Raw genomic sequence first — 22,130 nt, 5'->3', positions numbered from 1 at the left:
ATCGTTTCTTAGAAAACGATAAAATGATTAGAGCCAAGTCAGCGAAGTTCATCGGGGATCAAGAGCGAGTCTCTTACAAGGAATCCGAATAGATGGCTGCAAAACCACATTCGTTATCGGTTGATTTTTCTTGCAAAAAATGGGGTGTCCATAGATGTTAGGCAAAACATACATCCATATAGAAGTAGATAAAAATGACATTTACAGAAGCAAAACACGAGTTTGACAATAAATACGGAACGGCAACAGAATACGACTGTTTCTTACCAGAGCATTTGACTTTTGGACGAAAGAGCAATTTCAAAAAGAAGAACGGACAACCTAACGAACAATATTACAAGTGGCAATTCCTGTATTCTATTGTGCAATCAGGTCTTTTTGCCAAAGATTATATCGGGACAGAAGTTCAATTTCCGAAAGGCAACAAATCTTCTGCACCGCTCAAACTTGACGGAGCAATTTTTGACGACATTACTTGGTTTGACAAATACAAAGACTATCACGAAAACGGAAACAATGAGAGTTTAGAGTGGCTTCGTGAACATTTGATTGTTGCACTTGAATTTAAAAAAGAAGACAACAAAAATGTTGCTGATGTTTGGGACAAACAACTCAAAGCATATCTAAACGAAAGTCGCAGACCTTTTTGTTTGGCTGTTTTGTATGACACCGAAAGACTTTATTTATTCCGAAAGCACAACAATAAATTTTTACGATACAGCGAAGAGTTTAACACCAAAGGAGAAGAAAGCAAAACCAAAGAACTTGCCTTACACCTTCCCGACCCCTACATAAATCTTCCAACTTTTGAAGACTTATTAGAGTGGACAGAAACCTTTGCAATTGACCGCTCAAAAAGAGCAATCACCGACTTAGATATTATTTCAGGAGTTCATTCAACGCAAATCAATGATGCTATGAGTAGCATTTTGCGGACAATGGATAAAGTTGGAATGGTTAACCAAAAAGGATTTGAAATTCTTATCCAAATTCTTTCACTGAAAATTTATGATGAAAAAAGAAATGAAAAAACGCCAAAGCGTTTTTTAGACTTTTACATTACAGACGAAGAAAAAAATTTCAAAACTCTTGCAGATAAAACACTTCAAGAATTTATCAAGCGTTTTAATGCGTTAAGAGATGAAGCAGCAGGAACTTACTATCGAATATTAAAAGACAATCCACTAAACGTAAAAAACGAAAATCATATCAAAGTTTTAATTGAAGTAGTTTATCAATTTCAAGATTACTCTTTTGTGCGCTCACATAAAACCGACCTTTACCAGTTGGTATTTTATAAGTTTGCAACACCATTTTCAAAAGATCAAAATGCTCAATTTGTTACACCACTTCCATTGATTGACTTTTTGGTAAACATTGTAAATCCGAGAAATGGTGAAACCATAATTGACCCAACCGTAGGAATTGCCGATTTTCTTTCCGTCTCCTACGTGAACTCAAATAGCAAGTTGGACGACAACAACATTTTCGGAATGGACATTGACGACCAAATGGTCATGCTTGCAACCTTGAATATGCTTTTGAACGGAGACGGAAACGCCAAAATAAAAGCAAAATCGGGTTACGGCTCTTTACTTTCTAAGTTTGACCACAAAGGTGACATTCTCGACCTTGTGCCGTCAATGAACCAAAAAGGGAATTGGGACGACAGACCAGATGATAACCAACTTAAAAAATTTGATGTAGTTTTAACCAATCCACCATTTGGCGAAGACCGTGCATTTGTGCCGAAAGACGACAAAGATTTGGAAATGATACAATGCTACGAGCTTTGGCACTTGTATAGCAACAAAGGCGAAGAGCAACCAACAGGCAAAAAGAAGAAAGCCGAAAAGCAAGCGAGCAAAATAGATTTAGGTGTAGTATTCCTTGAAAATGCTTACCGTATTTTGAAAGAAAACGGAAGGATGGGAATTGTTTTATCCAACTCAATTGCCAGTATTGACACTCATAAAATTGCCCGTAAATGGTTAATGGACAAAATGCGAATTGTTGCCATTTTTGACTTGCCAGCTAATGTATTTGCAGAGACAGGTGTAAACACTTCAATCATTGTTGCCTATAAGCCAAATGAAAAAGAATTAGCAAAACTGAAAGAGCAGAATTATCAAGTATTTTTCAAAGGCATTGAAAAAGTTGGATATGAAGTAAAGACCAGCAAACGAGTAAAATTCTTCTCACCAAACTATAAAATCAATTACGAGAACTTTGAAATTGAGATTGACAAAGACGGACGAGCTTTACTTGATGAGGAATTTACAGAAACCGTTGCAGACTTTAAAAAATGGTGTTTAAGCCAAGAAAAACAATTACAGGATATTTTTATTAAGGCGAAGTAAGTATGAGCAATAGTTACGTTAGAACACCAACCGCAATTTCGTTTTCTCATATTGTAGAGAAAGACTTTACGCTTTCTTCTTCGCAGTATATGGATTTGGTAATGCCAAACCAAAACTTCCTTTATGTAAGGGATTTTCTTGTCAGGCCTTTACAACGTAAAGATTTAGGCGTAGAAGTAGGCTCATTGAATTATATAGGAAAATCAACTCATTATTTTTTAAGGACAAAAGCACTTAAGCAGCATACATTTTCACCAGAAATAGCAAGCGAAACAGCATTACCAATAATGCCAAATTGCTTTGTGAAAATGAATTTGAAAAAAGGCGATTTGATTATTTCCAAAGACAGCAATATTGGAGAAATCGTGATTTTGGATAAAGATTATCCAAACTATATGCTTTCAGGTGCTTTATACAAATTGCCAGTTTCAGAAAAGAAATACTATTTGTTGGCTTTTATCAAACACAATGTTTTTCGGGAGCAGTTAGACTTTATGGTTCCCAAAGGGGCGACAATTAGACACGCAAAAACATTGTTCTTGGATTGTAAAATTCCAATGCCAAATCACAATTCAGATAACACAATCAAATTTGTTGAGATGCTAACACAAGCTATAATCAACAAAGAACAACTTATCAAGAATAGGTTCGAGAACATTTTAAATCTCATAGAACAAGAACTTTTATCTAATCAAAAGTCAAACAAGTTTAAGTTTGAATTGCCTAATATAAATGAAATTGAAAATATTGGGAGATTAGATACAAACCTCTATCGTGAACATTTCAAGAAAATTGTTTTTCAAATAGAGAACTACACAAACGGATTTCAGACCATACAGGAATTAGGTTTTTCGCTTTCACGTGGACAAAACTTACAAGTGTCAAATATTGGTGACAGTGTTTACAGTAAAAAGAAATACAACAGATTCTACACTTTGATGTTACCAAAGTTTCTTTCAAAATATGGAACTGTTGACAAAATAGAATATTTAGGAAACCCTAATTCATTAAAGACACTGAAAAAAGGAGATTTAATTTTTGGTGCAGAAGGTTTTGAAAAAGGTAGGTCAATCGTAATTATTGAAGAACAAGACAGAGTAATTACAAATATTCACGGTATAACAATTCAACAAGAAGAACACAACGTGAATAAAGCAATCTTTGCAAAGTGTTGCTTAGATTATTTTAGAAGTAAAGGGCTAATTGACCTTTATGCGGTTGGCGGAAATGGCGGGAGTTTGGCTCAAAAGTATTGGGACTTAATTCCATTCCCAAAATTTGACAAAAAGAAACAAGACGAGATTTCATTGCTTTATCACAACCCAAACAGCAATTACCAAGCAGAAACATTCACATTGGACAACTTTTTAGAGCAAGACAATGCTTTCAATGAAACGGCAGGAATTTATGAGTTGGACAAGACAGCCAAACAATTAAAAGAAATACTAAACAAAGCGATTGACGACATAGCAAACGACAGAGAAGTTTATATCGGTTTTAAATAAAATGCCTAATAAAAAAATACAGCGGACGCAAAATGCCGCGCCGCTGATTTTGTCGTTAAACCCATAGAATTTTTAATCCGAAACTCAAAAATTAGAGTTGGGGATCTAACACGCTTTTGTCCCTTTTCTTTTTACGTACGTATCGAAAATGGGTAGTAAAAATTGGCATTGGGGCACCAGTGACCGTTGGCGACATGGATGTCGCCGTCGAGCCTATAGGGATATATTCACGGCGAGTCACTGGGGAAACAATGGCAATAAACTCCATAAATAGATAAATAGATAAATAGATTAATCGCTTTTGTCCCCAAACAAGTTACTCATCTTCCTTCAAAACAAACAGGCGACATCGATGCTAAACAGGAGAACCATGGTGATTAGCGAGACGACAGTCCACCTCAAGGCTGCTTCTGGCAGCCATGCTATCGTAGCCTTTAAGATACTATCCGACGCATTAAAAACGCAGCCAAAGTAGCAACAATGGGTGATATTTTACGGGTTATGATTTGCTTATTCGATGTGCGGCGATGATGTGCCGTGAAATCACAGGGAGGCGAGATGAGCTTTAACTTTGATACCTACCGTTTTAATACCGAAGATGCGATTCAAGTCTGCGTCGGCGCCTTTGCGCTCGCCGTGCCTATTGGTTTTTCGGAGGAGGCATGGCAACTCGGGGAGACCTTGCCGCTACTGAATCTGCTGATGTTATTGAGTCTGTCACTGCTGTTCCTTGGGGTATTTACTTACCAGAGTGTGTTCCAACAAAACATTCGTCACCGCCTACCGGTATTTATTTTTCGGATTGTTATGGCCTATCTGATTAGCGCCTGTGTGGTGAGTTTGGTGCTCCTTTGCCTCGATAAGCTGCCCTTTATTGATGATCCTCTGACCTCCATTAAGCGGATTATCGTGATTACTATGCCCGCTTCTATGGGGGCGATTGTGGTTGATAGTTTCGATAAGGAATAGCGTGGACTTGATAAAGAGCCGCTCAACTGCTTGGTGACAACTGATGACTTTTGTCACTGGTGCATTTAGGTTATGTTGCACATACTGGATTAAGAGATAAATTCGAAAAGGACCCGTTATGAACGCAGCAACGCTTGCATTACTTATCCCTATTTTTGCCATTGTCGGCGGATATACAGTCGCGATTATGAAGATCCGCGAGCGCGGCAATTCGGTCAGTACTAAGCTTCAGGCCGAAAACCAACTGTTACGCATTGAGCTTGATAAACTGCGCGAGCGGGTAGAGGTGTTAGAACAGCTGGTGACCGACGAGAGTTTTCAGTTAAAGCGCGAATTTAAGCGAGTTTAGTCGCAGTGATTGCAGACCGATGATTTACAAGGGCAAACTGGGTTTGCCCTTGTTCGTTTTACGAGGGATTAAAATTTATAGCTGTAACCGAGTGTGACCGTTTGAGGTTTTCCGGCAAAAATAGAGCCGTGTACTCGCGTCGTCATATAGGTTTCATCTAAGAGGTTGTCTACGGTTAAGTACACTTCCTGACTGTGGGTGACAAAGTAACGCGCCGACAAGTCCACTAAGGTTTTGGCCTCAATCACTTCATCTGCGGGAATGGGGCCTGCACCTGCTTTTGTTCGCATCTCATCGGTATAACGTGCCGCCACTGTGATTTGCCAGTGTTGCGATTGCACACCTGCTGAAATATACAATTGGTTTTCAGGTAGATAGGTTAATTTGTAACCCGCTTCAACCTTATCCCAAGTTTCAAACTCAGATTCGAAACTATTGCCAAACTCGGCATCCGTGTAGGTGTAAGCGAGTTTGACTGGAAAACTCATCGCCCCGGCTCGATTAAACTCGTGGGCGAGGCTGAGTTCGAGGCCTTTGACTTCTACTTCGCCTGCGTTGTACTGATTGTCGAGTTTAGTGTCATCACAACCCTGCGCCGCCGTGCAGTTGCCGTGCATGTTACTGTAATCGCTATAGAAACCGATTAACTCTGCATTAAATGCATCTTGATGGTAGCGAACGCCAGCCTCATAGTTCCAGCTTTGTTCTTCTTGCCCTTTAGCATTGCCGGGTGCGGCGGGCGAGAAGCCTTTTTGTACCCCAGCCAGAAGTAATACTTGCTCATTAATCTGGTAAGTTGCTGATAACGAAGGCAGCAGTGCATTGAACTGGCTTTCAACCTGTTTATCGGGATTCCCCTCGCGACCCGGATTCTTCTTACCCCAATCGCGGCGTTGGGTTTCGACATCTTCCCAGCGCAGGCCAGCGGTAATGGTGAGCGCGTCTAGGCTGATTTTATCCTGCACATAGGCCGCAAATGCCGTGGCGCTATCGACACGGTTAGAGTCGGTGCCCGGGACACCACTCTTAGTGCGTAACATGACACTGTTGGCGTCCATTGCATAACTGTCGGCCCATTGGTATCTGTCCATTTCATCTTCATGGTAGCGAAGACCAAAGGCGAGGTCGTGATCCCCGAGTAACCAATTGAGTTCCGTTTGTATCCCTTGGGCGAGGTAACTGCGATTATTGGCTTTGACATTGACCTCAAGCTCAGAGAGCAGACCCGCATCAAAGTCGGCAGCATTTTGGATCCCTGTGCCACTTAATGACTCGCCACCAACCTTGTCGGCCTTATACCAATTTCGATGAAAATCATTGTAATAGCCAATGCTGCTAAGGCTTAGTGTGTCGCTGAAATCGATTATATGGTTGAGCTGCACTTGCTTATGCTCTGTGGTCATCTGATCTTTTTGCGAGGCTGAATAGCGACTATAGGGCGAGGCCTGATAATCCGCATCGGTTAGACCCATATAGGTTTCGTTAGAGGTCTCATCGGCAAATTTCAATTTGAGTTCAAGGGATTGCTGATATGCGGCCGTGCTGTCGGTGTTCACTCTAACCTTGGCTAAGGCATCATTTTTAGTAAAGCCAGTGTCGCCGCCGACCGTGTTTATCTCCCTAAATCCGTCGGCTTGATAGCGATAAATCTCGGCCACAGCGCCAATGCGTTCGCCTTGTCCACCTGCATAGGTGTGTAATTTACCGAAGCCATCTTGGCCTAAGGCAAGATCAATTTTGCCGGCTAATGCCTCTTGAGGAATTTGCCGAGACAGCATGTTAATCACCCCACCTGTGGTGCGGGGGCCATATTTTACCGTTGAGCTTCCCTTAAGGATTTCAACCGATTGCATTCTGCCTGAGGTGGGGAAGTAGTAAGCCGCTGGGGAGGCATAGGGGGCGGGAGCGGCGAGAACACCATCTTCCATCACGGTAATCTTTTCAGAACGATTTTGCCCCGTGCCACGCATACCAATGTTCGGGCGCAGGCCATAACCATCTTCTTCTTGAATATAAACGCCGGGCACAGAAGCCAAGGTGCGCATAATATCGGAATATTTAAAGGTTTCTAATTCGGCTTCGGTAATTTGATGGGCGCTACCTGGGGTGGTATCGAGGGGATTTTTACTACCGAAAATACTGATCTGTTCTATTTTTGCGGGGGCTTGGCTGGGCGAATTGGCTTGGGCATTGAAGGCGGTAGTTAATGCGCAGGCTAATAGGCTAAGGCGCATTGGGCTAAGTTGGGTCATTGGGCTCTCCGAATCGGACATGGTGCTTGTCTTTATTTTTTTTGCAAACAGGAATTGTTCTCGTTTGCGGCCGCGGAGCTTAGTTTTATTAACTTAAAACCAACTTAAAATTCTTTATCTTTACAAATGTAAGTCAAATGTTACTTTGTTCGTTACCCTAAGAGGATAAGTCATCGGGTGAGTGAAATGCCGAAACTGAGGTAGACTCGTTGCACCTTTGTTATTCGCCCAATATTGAGCCAGTTAAGATCGAGTTTATATGTTCCTATCGCCGTATTTTTCTAAGCAAAATCAATCAATTTCTGTTTCTGCACAACAAGCCAGTGACTTCGCCAAGAAAATCGCCCAAGACTTTAACCCTATCCACGATGTGGGTGCTAAGCGCTTTTGTGTGCCCGGCGACTTGCTGTTTGCCCTCGTCTTAACCCAGTACGGTTTAAGCCAGAACATGAAGTTTACCTTTGCTGGCATGGTCGGTGATGGCGTCGAGCTGCAATTTCCCGAGCAGGTGAGCGACAGTTTTGCAATCTGCGATAACCGCGAGAAAACCTATTTGCAGGTGAGTCGTCAGGGCGAGGTGAGTCGCTGCGACGCGCAAACCGAATCCTTTATTCGCAACTATGTGGCGTTTTCGGGACACAATTTTATCGATATATTGGTGCCTTTGATGACACAGCATCAAGTGATGATTAACCCCGAGCGTCCCTTAGTGATCTACGAGAGCATGTCATTCGACTTAACCAGCCTCGACTTTGTGGAAGTGAAGTTATCGCTTGTACAACAAGAGCTTAAAATTGATGGTAAGCGTGGCGATGTGACGCTGCACTTTGAGCTGCATAGCGGCGATACCCTCGTTGGCACAGGGATTAAAACCTTAGTCATGAGTGGCCTGCGCCCCTACGAAGAGGCGCAAATGCAACAAATGTGCGCCGCCTATGAAGGGCGCAAAACCGATTTTTAAGCGGTATTTTGAGTCGACATGTTTCGAGTCAGAACTATTTCGAGTAAAACCTGAGTGATTTGGTCAGTGTGGCGCCGAGGGAAAACCAAGGCGCCGATAACGGCTAAGACTCCATTCAAACCACTTTGATTAACAACTGCTTTAAGGCCTGTTATCCCAAGGGTTTAGCTGGCTCTACAACTTAACTGTCTAACCACTGAAGCTTGCTAACTTAACTTTCTAATCGCTTAAGCTTGCTCATTCTTGCCGCTGAAGCCTGCTAACCTCGCTTTCCAGCCGTTTTCCCACTTCACTTAATTAGCTGAGCCATGCAATTTAGCCTTTAGGTTAAGCATCACGTTTATCCCTTAACGCTTGGCCAAAATGGGTTAATCAATAGAAAGTTGCGAGACTGTCTCGGCGACATTCTCCGCGCCAGTGCGAATATCGCCCATCACGGCGGTGACTTCTGCTAATTGCTGTTTGCCTTCCTCGGCGATGCGCTCAACCTCATTCATCATGCTGGTGGCACTGGCCGTCAGTTGGCTGTTCTTATCGACCACAGCGGCGATTTCGCCAGTCGATTTACTGGTTCTTGCCGCTAATTGGCGCACCTCATCGGCCACCACGGCAAAGCCTCGGCCTTGCTCGCCCGCGCGGGCAGCTTCAATGGCGGCGTTGAGGGCCAGTAGATTGGTTTGATCGGCAATCGCACTGATTGTTGCCACAATTGCTTGAATACTTTGGGATTGCTCGTTGAGTTTCAACATAGACTCTGTGGTCTTATGGGTCTGCGCCGCAATTGCGTTTGAGGTGTTTACCGTCGCGTCGAGCAATTGCACGCCGCGGTTAGCCTGTTCCACCGTGCTCTGCGAGGTGGCATGGGCGATATTGGCCGCATCCCGAATCGCATGGCTCTTGATAATCCTCTGGGTAATGTCACTGGCAAACTTGATTACCTTTACCACTTTGCCGTGATCATCCATCACAGGGTTGTAAACGGCCTCAAGCCAAATCGAATCCCCGTAGGCATTTTTACGTTGGAATAGGCCTTTCTTGTATTGCCCGCGTCGCAGGTCATCCCAAAAATGGGGATTATCCTGATAGAAGTTATCGAAGCAGAATAGGCGGTGATGCTTGCCTTGGAGTTGCTCCTTGCTATACCCCATGGTTCTGAGGAAGTTAGCATTGGCATTGAGGATATTACCCTCGGGGCTGAACTCGATAATCGCCTGAGATTTTTGCAGGGCGGCAAACAACGCCGCCTGAGCATCTAGCTGGTATTTATCCTCGGTGATCACCGCCGCAGTTTTCATGATTTTAGTGATTTTGCCATCCAGCTTGATGGGGAAATAGGTCGCCCTGAGCCAGATCTCTTGACCATTCTTGTGTACGCGGGGGAATTTGCCTTCCTTCGCCTGTCCTTGCTTTAATTCGCGCCAAAACTGTTGATACTCAGAGGTATTTACATAGTCTGCGGCGCAAAATAATTTGTGGTGTTTACCGACAATCTCATCCAGTGAGTAGCCTACGGCCTTCAAAAACAGGGGATTGGCATCGAGGATGATGCCATCTGGGGTAAACTCAATCGTCGCGATACTCGCCTTGATTGAATCGACAACGGCCTCGGCTTCCCTGCGTTTGGTTTCGCTTTCTGCGAGGTCTTTACGTAGTGAAGAATTAAACACTGAATACTCCTGATGAGTGGGTTAACTCAAAGACGGCGTTGAGAGCCTAAGCTGAGCATTAGGCACAGAGCATTAGGCTCTTAGCGTTCGGCATAGTGCAATATTGTGTAACTATAGCCATGATTTTACTCGTAAGAGGTATTTCAACGAAACTTAATGCTGTGAGATAGATACCAATTATCGTCAAAATAAGATCACACTGAGGATAAAAAAGAGCGGCATGTGTCGTGCTTCAAAGGCGGGTTATTTATCCAAGGCGCCGCTGCAAGCGCCTTGGATGGTGAGCCTAGGTTAAGCGATTTTTTCTATCTTGGCGGGCAGTCCTTGCCGCGCCGATGCGCCACTGGCCCAGTCCACCAGTGGATAGCGCCCATGGCGGCTTGGGTCGAACAGATTCAAGTCGTTCATATTGACCCCGACGCGGATCAGCGGATTGGCGGCAATCTTTTTATCATCGATGACTATATCCCGCGCGCCTAACTCCTTATGACCATATCCGTGCTCGATGGCAATGCAGTCGGGATGCACGCCCGCCACACATTCCACCAAGGCCACCACACTGCCATTTGGCGTACTGATCTTGACCGTATCTCCGGTCTTGATGCCAAAACGTGCGGCAGTTTGCTCATTGATGCGCACCGGATTATTGGGGTGCACTTGGCGTAAACGATCCGAACCTATGCTCATCGAACTCATGGTATGCGACTTATAACTGCTGATCAGCAGCGGCCACTGTGACTTATCGAACGCTTGCTCCAAGGGCGTGCCGTTGGCGAGCGCAGGGTGATAACGCCGTGGACAGCCGCTCATATATTCGCCGCTCAAGCTATTGCGCCGACTGCCGACCTCAGGGTTCCACAGCATTAAGGGTTTTGGCCAAACTTTGCTGGGGTTGCCCGCCTCGTCGCGACCAGCGCTGATATTCTCAAAGCGGCCGCCACGGGCAAATAAGTAACTGACTTTTTTGACCTCTTCGGGTTTGAGTCTGGCATTGAGTTCCGCTTGAATGCGCCCAACACCACTGAAGTACATATCTTCGGCATTGATATCGGCAACGGGTTTACCAAGGTAAGCCACGTTTGCCGCGCCGTAGAGCGAGAAGTCGGCCGCGCGGCTCAGGGGATGCAAACTGCCATCGGCGGCCTTGACCGCATTGGCGCCAAAGCCGGGAAGATTAAGTTTTATCGCCACTTGGCTCAGGAAGGATTCCATACAAATCACATCGCCGTCGGCAGTTTTGGCGACCCTCGGCTCGACAATCGGCCAGCGTCCGGAGGCTTCTTTGGTGAGCGTGCCGTGCCACGCGGCGCTCCAGCCCCAAGATTCATAGGTTAAAGTGTCGGGCACTATGTAGTCCGACAGCGCCGAAGTCTCATTGATAAAGCTGTCGATGCTGATAAATAGCGGTAATACTTTAGGATCTTTTAATTGTGCACCAATGGCTTCGCCGAGTCCCGCCTGACCATAAATCGGATTACCCATATGGTTGATCCACGCCTTGAGTCGATAGGGATAACCATGCACCGCCGCAGTTAAATGCTCACCGAGCAGGGGCGATGAGATAGGGAACCAAGGCTCCTTCGACGGATAGGGCGACTCACCCGCATCGACTTTACGGCGGTATTCAGAGGTTTTCTCGTAGGGGAACTTAGAGCGGGAAAGGAATACGCCCTTAGGTTCGACTCTGCCGTCAAACTCCTGCAAATTGTACCTTGGGCCAGCTCCAAAGGCGGGGAAGGTGCCGCCCTTAGCCATAGCGCCGCCCTTAAGATTTAGGTTACCAATCATGGCGTTAAGCATCATGATCGCCCATGCACTGTAAAAACCGTTAGCACTCATGGTACCGCCGTGGGAAATCACCGCCGCCTTAGTGCCGTGATCTGTGAATTTGTGGGCGAGGGCGGCAATTTGCGCCTCGCTGATATCGCACTCCTTGGCGTAGTCCGCCATCTCGACGCTGCGCGCGGCTTCACTGAGCTGCTGAAAACTCGATTTCACCCTCAGCTCGCCCTTTGGCGTATTCACGATTTGCTCAACCTCAAGTTGCGCTTTGGCGCATTGTCCGGCGGGTAGGAGCTGCCCAGTAGCGGCATCGACAACCAGTGGTGAATCCTGCTCGCCGTAGGCTTTACCTTCGAAGGGCAAGCCGAGATCACTGGCATACAAATATTGGCCGTATCTGGGGTGATTTGGCGTGCTGATGATTAAGAAGCTGGCATTACTAAAGCCGCGATAACCCGCAGCTTTCGCCGCCTCGGCATTGGGCGCGGTTAAAAATGCACTGGCGTAGCGTTGGTTATCGATAATCCAGCGCAGCATGCCCATGGCGAGGGCGGAGTCGGTTGCGGGGCGAATGGGCAGCCAAGTATTGTTACCCGCGCAGGGCTGGTTCGAGGTGTTGGGCAGCATGGGCGACACCACCACATAACTGAATTCTCGCCCATCGACCCGAGCGTTGGCTAACTGCCGTGCTTGGCGTTTAAAAGGATTGCCGGACTGCTGCGGCGAGGTGCCGATAAACAGCAGAAACTCGCTATTGTCCCAATCGGGCTTAAGATGAGCGTACTTTTTTAAATCGTCGAGCAGGGCACCCGCACCTGCGCGATAGGTAAAGCCGCAATAGGCGCCGTGGTTGGCAAAATTTCGTGTACCGAAACTATTGAAGGTAAAGCGTTTAATGATGACATCTCGGCCCTCATCCGAAGCGTTCGACACCAATAATTGGTTGGCCTTGGGGCCATATTCAGGATTATTGGCATCGAGTGGCGTACTGATATCGCGGATGGCTCTTAAGCCTTCGACTTGGCCTTCGCCAAATAAGTCACCGCCATCGACGACCTCGGTCAGCAGCTGCTCGAAACTGATGCTTTGCCATTGACCACTGCCGCGCGGCCCGACCCGTTTAAGGCATTGGGTGACGCGATACGGGCTATCTAGTTGTTCTAACATGGCATTGCCACGGGCGCAGGCAGTAGAGCGCCCCTGTAAGCCTTGCTCTTGATAAGCACTCAAGCCCACAAAGGCGGTTTTGATCGGCGTATCGAAGTCAATATGTTCCCGCGCCGAGAGTGGATGATAGGGATTACCGCTGATGCGGAGGATCTTATCTGTCTTATTGTCGATACGGGCACGCACACCACACTTGGTCCAGCAGCCGAGACACATGGTATTGGCGATGCGTTGTTCATCGTTGCCAATCAGCTGGCCTGAGGTTAAATCCACTTTATATTCAGGGGCTAGCGAATTGCCATGGATGGGGTCTTGGGTGGTTTTCCCCGAACTGCCATTCACCACGCCTTTGCCCATTTGCGCTAAGGTATGGCTGTAACCTGCGGCAAATAATCCCACGCCACCCGTCACTGCTGCGCCTTTGATAAAACGACGTTTACTCTTATCCATCACGGACTCCTTAATGCGGTAACTTTTCTTAATATGGACGGTGCTGTGGCTCAAGAGGCCAACTGAGTTGAGCGTGGTTGATGGCGAATAAATTCAGACACTAATACCATCAGCGCGAGCCAGAGGCCGAAGGTGCCAGCGATACCTAATAGGCCCTCTGGCCCCCATGGCAATTGATAGAAATAAGTGCCCGCGCCGTATTTAGGGTCAGTTTGCGCTTGGATAAGTACAATCCAGCGAAATCCCCATGCCAGATGCACCGCCGTTAAACTGACGACTAACATCAATACCGAGGGGAGGCGGCGCACTGCTAATGCCAATGCCAGCAGGGCTAGGGTAACCAATACCCAGATCGCGGCGAGTTGCCAGCTTGGGCTGGTGTCTAATAACTGCGCCGCTTCGTGCGCCGAGCCTTTATCGAATAAGGCCCAGCCGATAAGACACAGGGCGAAGAGACCAAAGCTTGCCCTGACCCATTGCAGTAATCTGTCTTGGGTGCTGGTTTGATAACCGTGCAAAACACGATTGAGCAGGGCGAGAGTACCGCAGGCGGCGAGTAGGGCACTGGTCGCCATCAATGGCGGTAACCAATAGGTATGCCAGAGTGGCCGTGCTTTGATCGCCATGGTTTCCATTCCGGTATAAAGCGCAATACTGCAGGCGCTTAGGCTAGCAATCAGTGCGATTGGCTTGATCCATTTATCACTATCCCAGTCTCCTAGGCGGATAAGTTGGGCAATACGCCTCATCCAATCTTGGGACGATTCCCCTGGTGTCGAGGCTTTAGTTGGCAAGTATTGGCGCAGTAACAGCCAAGCAAAAAGGGCACTCGCACCGGAAAATACCGGCAGTAAAAAAGCGCCGTACCACATCCACGAATGCGGCCTGATTTGGGCATAGAAATGCCATGCCCGCAGCGGTTGGTGCAGGTCAGCAAGCAGCGCAATCGGCGCGACTATGCCAGAGGTGAGCATCAAACAGGCGCAGAGCTTGAGCAGTCTGGCATCGGTTTGTTTCGCGCTAAATAAATGTATGGTCGCCACCCACACACTGGCGTAGGCCAAACCCATCAAAAAGAAGTATTGCACCGCCCAGGGCAGCCAAGTGATGGCGATATCTGGGGTAAAGATTTCTTTAATGACCATGGTGGATCTCCTCGCCAGTGTCTGTCAGTAGGGTGCGAACGGGGGCTTGGCCGCTGATCCTGTGTTCGAAGGCGCTGTTCATGCCGATGTAAAACACTCTAGGTGCCGTGTTGGCATCGGGCTTGAGCACCTTGATATCCGCTTGATTCGCTTTGAGTAGCTGGCTGATGTGGCTGTGAGGATCGTTCAGATCGCCAATCACCCTCGCTTCGCCGACGCAGGTTTCGACACAGGCGGGTAAGAGTCCTGCTTCGAGCCTGTGGGCGCAGAAGGTGCATTTATCGGCGGTGTTGGTCTCATGGTTGATAAAGCGGGCATCGTAGGGGCAAGCCTGCACACAGTATCCACAGCCGACGCACCATTCGTTGTTGACGACCACTATGCCATCAGGGCGTTGGAAGGTGGCACCCGTGGGGCAAATCGGGATGCAAGGCGGGTTTTCACAGTGATTACACAGTCTTGGTAACATCAAAAATGCGGGCGGCGTAACAGCATCCTGTTGCGACACTTCGTATTGCTGCACTGTGGTACGAAATTGCCCCAAGGGCGGCAGGTTTTCGAAGGTGCACGCCACGGTACAGGCCTGACAGCCGACACAGCGACGCAGGTCAATCACCATGCCGTAGCGTTTGCCCGTAGCTGCAGTTTGAGCCGTCGGTTGGGCTTGCACTTGCACGACGGGAATGAGCGCGGCGCCGACACTCACACTGGCCATTTTTCCGAGAAACTGACGTTTACTCTTGTCCATAGGAATTTCCTTCACTCTTACAGATAAAACGGGTCGAAAGACTTAGGGTTTAGCGTTTGAGGCATTCTGTAAAAGGCGGGGTGGCATCTCTATAGTGGTTTTCCACATATCGGATAGGGACTTGATCTAGCGCAACAAATATCAGTTAGAATGACCTCTCAAAAAATAGGGGTTATGATTTAGCAAAACAAAATGGATGTAATCCTAGGGCTAAGGAGTATGGCACAGTGTTGAGTGTTGTCGTATCAACTGTCGTATCAAGCGTCGTATCCGTATCAAACAATGGCAATGGCTGGAGCTGGGGCAGGCTATCGGGAGTGAGACTCATCATTGCCTTCGCTGGTTTGTTGAGTTTGAGTGTGGTGGCCGAGGAATCGGCCGCTCAAATGGCGCAGACTGGTGTTTTAAGCTTAGCGCCTGCCGCGCAACAGATGGATGACGCCGCGAACTATCAAGTGGTTGATGTGGGTGTATTGGCCATTCGAGGCTACAAGGGCACCATCAATCGTTGGCAACCGCTGATGGGGTGGCTTGAGTCACAAATTCCCAATAGTTACTTTAGGTTACATCCATTAAGCCTTGAAGAGTTAGCCAGAGGGGTCGAAACCGAGGGTCTCGATTTTGTTATCACTAACCCTGGTCAGTCGGTGATGTTGGCGCGGCAGTATTCCCTGTCTTGGCTCGCTACCCTACGAAGCCCTATCAATAATGGTGCGGCCATGCAGGTGGGGTCGGCGCTGGTGGTCAGGGCCGATTCCCCCTATCAGACCTTAAAGGATCTCAAAGGCAAGCGCCTTGGCATAGTCTCCAAAAATGCCTTCGGTGGTTATCTCACTATGGTCTACGAGGCGCAGCTAAAGGGCATAGATTTAATCCATTTAGTGGGGGATATCATTCCCTTAGGATTTCCGCTCGATAACCTAGTGTATCAGCTTGGCGGTACAGGTCAGCAGGGTGGGACAAGTGAGCTTAGTGCTACAGATGAACCAAGCGTTAAAACATCAAGCGGTAAAGCTCCCAGCGTTAAAGCTCTAGGCTTAGATGCGGCGATTGTGCCCGTCTGCCAACTTGAGCAAATGCAGGCCGAAGGCTTGATCAACATAAAGGATTATCGGGTGCTCGATAATCAGGCGCCCGTTGGGTTTCATTGCCAAGTGTCGAGTCGGCTCTATCCCAACTGGTCGATGGCTAAGACCAATCGTGCGACACAAACCTTAGCTAAGCAGGTGACTCAAGCCCTGCTAGCCTTACCCGAAGACAGTCCCGCCGCGAGAGCCGCCGAATCCGCGGGTTGGACTACGGCCGTGAGTCAACTGGCGATTGATCAACTGCTTAAAGATCTCGATATGCATCCCCTGCAAACTCCGTGGTGGCAGCGAGCGTGGCAATGGGTGAAGCTGCATCAGCATTGGGCTTGGCTAGCGTTGGCGATTTTAGTGCTGCTCAACGTGTACCATTTCTGGCTCGAATATCGCTTTAGCCGCCGTGGCCGTGAGTTGATCAATACTCAGAGGCAACTCAATGAAAACCGCGCCCTGTTGGAACATGCCCAGCGCATCGCGATTGCGGGGGAGTTAGGGGCGAGCCTATCCCATGAACTCAATCAACCGCTGGCGGCGATTGGCCATTATTGCCATGGCGCCGAGGTGCGTTTGCAGCGTGGAACCCGTCCTGAAGAATTACAAGCTGTGCTGAACTTAATTCAGCAAGAGGTCAGCCGCGCCGACAGTATTATCAGCCGTTTGCGTAACTTATTGAAAAAGCGGCCAGTCTCCAAACAACCTTTATATTTGCACCAACTTGTGAACGACACTGCGCCGCTACTCGCCTATGAGCTGGAGCAGCATCAGATCCAGCTTTCCACCAATATCAGTGGTGAAGCCTATCAATTGCCCTTAGATGAAGTCGGCATGCAGCAGCTATTGCTCAACCTATTGAAGAATGCCGCCGATGCCTGTGTGCAGCGTCAGCAGGCTGAGCTTGACCTTGCAAAACCCTATCTGCCCACAATCGATATCGATCTTAGGTATCTTGAGCGCAAGATACTGCTCACTGTGACAGACAATGGCACTGGGCTGACCGAGGATGCCAATCTGCTGATGCAGGCCTTTTATTCGACTAAGTCCGAGGGCTTAGGGCTGGGGCTGGTGATCTGCCGTGATATTGCCGAGAGTCATGGTGGCCGTTTTAGCCTAGAAACCGCCCTCGGTGGCGGCTGCCAAGCACAGGTTTCCTTACCCCGTAAGCTAGATGGAGCACCAGCATGAGCCACGAATTGCCCGTGTATTTAATCGATGACGATGAGTCGGTGCGCCGCTCGCTGCGGTTTATGCTCGAAAGCTATGGCCTGACTATCCACGATTTTGATAGCGCCGAGGCATTTTTTGCCGCCATCGATTTGAGTGAGCCGGGCTGCGCCTTAGTCGATGTGCGTATGCCGGGCCTTAGCGGGCCACAGTTACATGCGCAATTAGTGCAGCATAATAGTCCGCTGGCGGTGATTTATCTTACCGGCCACGGCGATGTGCCCATGGCGGTGGAGGCGTTAAAACTCGGGGCGGTGGATTTTTTCCAAAAGCCCGCCGATGGCGCCAAGTTGGCCGATGCGGTAGTCAAAGCGCTAGAGCATGCCAAGGCGCATTATCAAGATAATCAATATGTAAACACCTATTTGGCGCTTACGCCGCGTGAGCGGGAAATCCTCTCTCTTATCGCTAAAGGCTATAAAAATCAGGAGATTGCCGATACGTTGTGCATCGCTATGCGCACGGTCGAGATTCACCGTTCTAATCTTATGCGGGGCATGCAGGTTGGCTCGCTCGCCGAGATGATCTTAATCTATAGTCGTATCGCCGATCGCCTTCCCCCCGCATAAAACTCACCTTTCTTGGGGCGAATTGGCGTATCCTTGGCCGTTTGATGTGAGCTAACGCATTCAGCCCTAGGTGCTGAATTGCCAAGGCTCGATGATTGCCTTATTTTAGGGGCTAACTTTTAAGGCCAAGACTTTTAACATCCCGATTTTTGAAGTCTAATGCCGCTTTTGGACAACCTTATCGTTCGCTTTGTGCATAAGGTCTCCCGTTTGGATAAGGAATGAAATGCCAAGCTTGATTCGTATTGTGCTGATTGATACGCACCTTCCGGGCGTTGTGGAACTCGCCCTCAATGGCCATACCAATATTTGTGGTACTAACGCCTCGGGTAAAACCACTCTGCAACGTTTAGTGCCTGTATTTTATGGCGAATATCCTAGCCGCGTTGTGCCTTCAACCCGTGATAGTTTCGAGCGTTGGTACTTGCCACACGATTCAAGCTACATCATTTACGAATATCAAAAGGCCGATGGCTTGCTCTATCAAGCCGTGCTGGCGTCGGCGGGCGATGGTAAAGGGGTGAACTACCGCTTTATCGGCAAAGGTTTCGAGTTAAGCGATTACATTAAAAACCAAAATGGTGACACCATTTTATGCCACACCATGGCAGAACTCGGCCGCGAATTAAAACGTCAAGGCGTAGCTACCACTAACTTGCTGAATACCCGCGAATACCGCGCGATTATTCAAAACGATCGCACCCTGTTAAGCACAGGCAGCAACCGCAGCGAGCTGCGAGCCTATGCGCACCAATTCGCCCTGTGTGAAGGTGAGCATTCACTGCGCCACATCGAGAAACTCGCCAAGGCGGTGCACTCCAAAGAAGGCAAAATGGAAACGGTCAAATCCATGATCGCCGCCATTTTGGAAGAAGACGGGGTGAATCCACCTAGCTCACGCCTCAATCCACAACGCGTTGAGGCGTGGATCCGCGAGAGTCAATTAATCCAAGGCTTTGAAGTGATCCGCCCCGAGTTTGAAAAACTCGAGCAGGAATTTAACCAATTGCTCAGCGCCGAGATGCGCCTCTCGAGTCTGTCCCGTGGTTATCGCAACGACGAAAGCCTAGAGGCCGATCGTTTAGAGATCCAACAAACCCTGTCTAAGGAGCTGAATTTAAAGCTTCGGATGTTGGACGACGAATGGAAAGAAGTGCGTGACGAGCTAAACCTTGACCTATCCGCCGCCAAGGGCGACGTGGCCAAGTGCGAGTACGAACTCGATGCGATTGAAGATCAGCACGGCGCCTTTTTAGATGCCAATATCGAGCAAGCCAAGGCGGACTTGGACATGCTGCCAAACTGGCGCGCGGACATGGAAAACTTAAGCGAGCGCCATAAATTACAAACCGAAAAACACCAAGATATTGAAGCGGCTTACAATGCTCGCCGCAGTAAAATTGGCGAGCAGTTAAACCGCGAACTGGAAGGCTTACACGCGGATCAAGACAAGCAACGCGAAGCGCGCGACAAACAGCGTGAAGTGGCAAGAGCCGATCTCGATGCCCTCGAAGCCCAATGGCGCAGCCAAATGGATGCAGGCAAGGCAAGCTTTAGCGAGCAGGAATATCAATTCAAACTCAATGCCGCCGAGCTTAAATTACGTGTCGATGGCGTGACCTACACCGAGGAAGAAAAGTTAAGCCTCGCGATTTTCGACGAGCGGATTCACCGCGCCGACGAAGAGCAAGAAAGCTGCAACGCTAAGGTGGAGCGTTTAAGTAGCGATGAGCGTAAGCTGCGCGCCAAACGCGACCAAGCCAACGAAGCCCTGCGTATCGCCAGCCTGCGGGTTAACGAGCGCCAAACCGCGCTCGATGAACTGCATCATATGCTGTTCCCGCAGTCCCATACCTTGCTCGAGTTTCTGCGTAAGGAAGCCCAAGGTTGGGAGCAGAGTCTGGGTAAAGTCATTGCCCCCGAGTTACTGCACCGCACCGATTTACATCCGAGCGTGACAGGGACGAGCGACACCCTGTTTGGGGTGCATTTGGATCTTAAAGCCATTGATGTGCCTGAATATGCCGCCTCCGAGCAGGAGCTGCGTATTCGTTTAAGCAAGGCAGAAGAGGCCCTGCAAAGCGCGCAGGAATTACAGGCCGAGGCCGAATCACAGCTGGTGGCGATTAACGGTGAGCTGGATAAACTCAGCCGTGAACTCACCTTCGCCCGCACGGCTTACAAGAATAGCCGCGATGATTTACGTCGTCTGTTCGATGAAAAACGCAGTGAGCAGGACAAGATCAACAAGGCGCTGGCCGAGCGTAAAGCCTTTGCCCAGCAGCGCTTAACTCAACTCGATGGCGAGCTAAAGCAGCTTAAGCATCAACATCAGCTCTGGCTCGAAGAGCAAAAAGAGCAGGCGCTCGAAGCGCGGATGGAAAAACAAGCCTACTGGCAGGAAGTCATTGGCGCGCTCGACAATCAACTCGGGCAAATCAAGGCCACTATCGACGCTCGCCGCGAAAGCGCTAAGGCCGAGCAGAAAGCCTGCGAAACCTGGTACAAAAACGAGCTTAAGTCCCGCGGTGTGGATGAGGACAATATCCTTAAACTCAAGCAACAAATCCGTGAGCTTGAAACCAAAATCAGCCGCGCCGAGCAGCGCCGCAGCGAAGTATTGCGCTTCGATGATTGGTATCAACACACTTGGTTGCTGCGTAAACCTAAGTTGCAGACCCAATTGAGCGACGTAAAACGTGCCGCCTCGGAAATCGATCAGCAGCTTAAAGCCAAGACTCAAGAAGTGAAGACTCGCCGCCAACAACTCGAGACCGAGCGTAAGGCCTCGGATGCGGCGCAAATTGAAGCCTCTGAAAACTTAACTAAACTGCGCGCCGTGATGCGTAAGTTGGCCGAGCTGAAACTGCCCGCCAACAATGAAGAAGCTCAGGGCAGCCTTGGTGAGCGTTTGCGTCAGGGCGAAGATTTATTGCTAAAACGCGATTATTTGATGGGCTCGGTTAAGCAATATGTGGAGCATTTTGACTCTGTAATTGCCAGCAAGTCAGGCTCAGGTTTAGCCGAGACTTGGGAGCGCGCTCGCGAAGAATCGAGCTTTATCAATGACAAAGGTATACGCCTGCTGGATTACCGCAAGCTAGTGCCACAGCTTGAACAGTTACTCAATGTGATTGTGCCGCAATCGATTATGGCGCTGCGCGAACAGGGGCGGATCTTCGGGGTCGACTTAACCGCCTTCTACGATGTACTTGCCGATATCGACCGTCGCATCGCCTCCCAGAGTGCGCGCATTACCCGCGAAGTGGGCGAGGAGTTATTCCTCGATGGCGTATCCGAGTCTGCGGTACGTATTCGCTCTAAGATCAGCGAATTAGAGTTTTGGCCTGAGCTTGAACAGTTCGTTAAAGCCTTCAAAAATTGGAAAGCCGACGGCTTTAATGGTCTGCCCGATGAGGAATACACCAACAGCATGCGCCGCGCCTTAGACATTATTGGCCGCGCGGCCTTAACCGGCGGCATTGCTAAGTTGCTGGAAATCGAGCTGCGCCTCAAAGAGGGCAATAGCGACCTGATTATCCGCACCGACAGACAGCTGAACGAATCCTCGAGCCACGGTATGGCTTATTTGATCCTGTGTAAGTTCCTGTTGGCATTCACGCGCTTGTTACGTGGCCGTGCCGATGTGACCATTCACTGGCCGATCGACGAGCTTGGCACGCTGCACCACACCAACGTGAAGAAGATTTTCGATGCCTGTGGTAACAACAATATCAGCGTGTTAGGCGCCTTCCCGAACCCTGAGTCAGAAGTGCTGAACCTGTTCGAGCACCGTTACATTATTAATAAACAAACTAAGAAGTTGCAGGTGGTGAAGCCCAAAGCCAATCCGATTGCCGATATGTTGAGTAAACGCCTGAGCAAGGAGGCCATCTAATG

13 protein-coding genes are annotated in these 22,130 nt (G+C 48.4%); 8 read left to right on the top strand and 5 right to left on the bottom strand.

All coding sequences use genetic code 11. The features are described 5' to 3' along the window. Positions 1–194: 194 nt before the first annotated feature. The 4 genes from L2713_RS02275 to L2713_RS02260 all read left to right on the top strand — a co-directional run bounded on the left by L2713_RS02275 (position 195) and on the right by L2713_RS02260 (position 5,183). Complete coding sequence (locus L2713_RS02275) at positions 195–2,360, top strand: HsdM family class I SAM-dependent methyltransferase (protein WP_248966739.1); 2,166 nt, start codon at positions 195–197, stop codon at positions 2,358–2,360. Between the two features lie 2 nt (positions 2,361–2,362). Next, positions 2,363–3,865: a restriction endonuclease subunit S domain-containing protein gene (locus L2713_RS02270; protein WP_248966738.1), complete on the top strand. Its 1,503-nt coding sequence runs from the start codon at positions 2,363–2,365 to the stop codon at positions 3,863–3,865. 558 nt (positions 3,866–4,423) lie between these two features. Beyond that, positions 4,424–4,834: a DUF2391 family protein gene (locus L2713_RS02265; protein ID WP_011621427.1), complete on the top strand. Its 411-nt coding sequence runs from the start codon at positions 4,424–4,426 to the stop codon at positions 4,832–4,834. Positions 4,835–4,952: 118 nt separating this feature from the next. Further along, entirely contained in the window at positions 4,953–5,183 is a 231-nt protein-coding gene (locus L2713_RS02260; RefSeq protein WP_011715813.1) for a hypothetical protein, read from the top strand. A gap of 68 nt (positions 5,184–5,251) precedes the next feature. Here the strand turns inward: L2713_RS02260 and L2713_RS02255 are convergent, their stop codons facing one another. Next, complete coding sequence (locus L2713_RS02255; protein WP_248966736.1) at positions 5,252–7,435, bottom strand: TonB-dependent receptor family protein; 2,184 nt, start codon at positions 7,433–7,435, stop codon at positions 5,252–5,254. A 259-nt stretch (positions 7,436–7,694) separates the two neighbouring features. On the opposite strand from L2713_RS02255, the gene L2713_RS02250 reads away from it, so the two are divergent. Further along, positions 7,695–8,396, top strand: coding sequence for a DUF3581 domain-containing protein (locus L2713_RS02250; protein ID WP_248966735.1), 702 nt, complete (start codon positions 7,695–7,697; stop codon positions 8,394–8,396). 368 nt (positions 8,397–8,764) lie between these two features. Here the strand turns inward: L2713_RS02250 and L2713_RS20510 are convergent, their stop codons facing one another. From L2713_RS20510 to dsrO, 4 genes are all read right to left on the bottom strand, one after another. Then, positions 8,765–10,063: a methyl-accepting chemotaxis protein gene (locus L2713_RS20510; protein ID WP_315973157.1), complete on the bottom strand. Its 1,299-nt coding sequence runs from the start codon at positions 10,061–10,063 to the stop codon at positions 8,765–8,767. A 291-nt stretch (positions 10,064–10,354) separates the two neighbouring features. Beyond that, positions 10,355–13,462 carry a tetrathionate reductase subunit A gene (locus tag L2713_RS02235; protein WP_248966734.1) on the bottom strand — a complete coding sequence of 1,036 codons (3,108 nt, stop codon included), beginning with the start codon at positions 13,460–13,462 and terminating at the stop codon, positions 10,355–10,357. A 50-nt stretch (positions 13,463–13,512) separates the two neighbouring features. Beyond that, complete coding sequence (gene nrfD, locus L2713_RS02230; protein ID WP_248966733.1) at positions 13,513–14,607, bottom strand: NrfD/PsrC family molybdoenzyme membrane anchor subunit; 1,095 nt, start codon at positions 14,605–14,607, stop codon at positions 13,513–13,515. Continuing rightward, positions 14,597–15,355, bottom strand: coding sequence for a sulfate reduction electron transfer complex DsrMKJOP subunit DsrO (dsrO, locus tag L2713_RS02225; protein WP_248966732.1), 759 nt, complete (start codon positions 15,353–15,355; stop codon positions 14,597–14,599). Before dsrO ends, nrfD begins: the two co-directional genes overlap by 11 nt. Positions 15,356–15,741: 386 nt before the next feature. Here dsrO and L2713_RS02220 point away from each other — a divergent pair, with 386 nt between their 5' ends. From L2713_RS02220 to L2713_RS02210, 3 genes are all read left to right on the top strand, one after another. Then, complete coding sequence (locus L2713_RS02220) at positions 15,742–17,622, top strand: sensor histidine kinase (protein WP_380823581.1); 1,881 nt, start codon at positions 15,742–15,744, stop codon at positions 17,620–17,622. Next, positions 17,619–18,230, top strand: coding sequence for a response regulator transcription factor (locus L2713_RS02215; RefSeq protein ID WP_248966730.1), 612 nt, complete (start codon positions 17,619–17,621; stop codon positions 18,228–18,230). Before L2713_RS02220 ends, L2713_RS02215 begins: the two co-directional genes overlap by 4 nt. A gap of 226 nt (positions 18,231–18,456) precedes the next feature. Beyond that, positions 18,457–22,128 carry an ATP-binding protein gene (locus L2713_RS02210; protein ID WP_248966729.1) on the top strand — a complete coding sequence of 1,224 codons (3,672 nt, stop codon included), beginning with the start codon at positions 18,457–18,459 and terminating at the stop codon, positions 22,126–22,128. The last annotated feature ends 2 nt before the right edge of the window (positions 22,129–22,130 follow it).

The sequence above is a fragment of the Shewanella seohaensis genome, from assembly GCF_023283775.1.
Lineage (GTDB): Bacteria > Pseudomonadota > Gammaproteobacteria > Enterobacterales > Shewanellaceae > Shewanella > Shewanella seohaensis.
The sequence above is the reverse complement of the archived record's forward strand: the minus strand, read 5'-3'. Positions and strand labels throughout refer to the sequence as shown.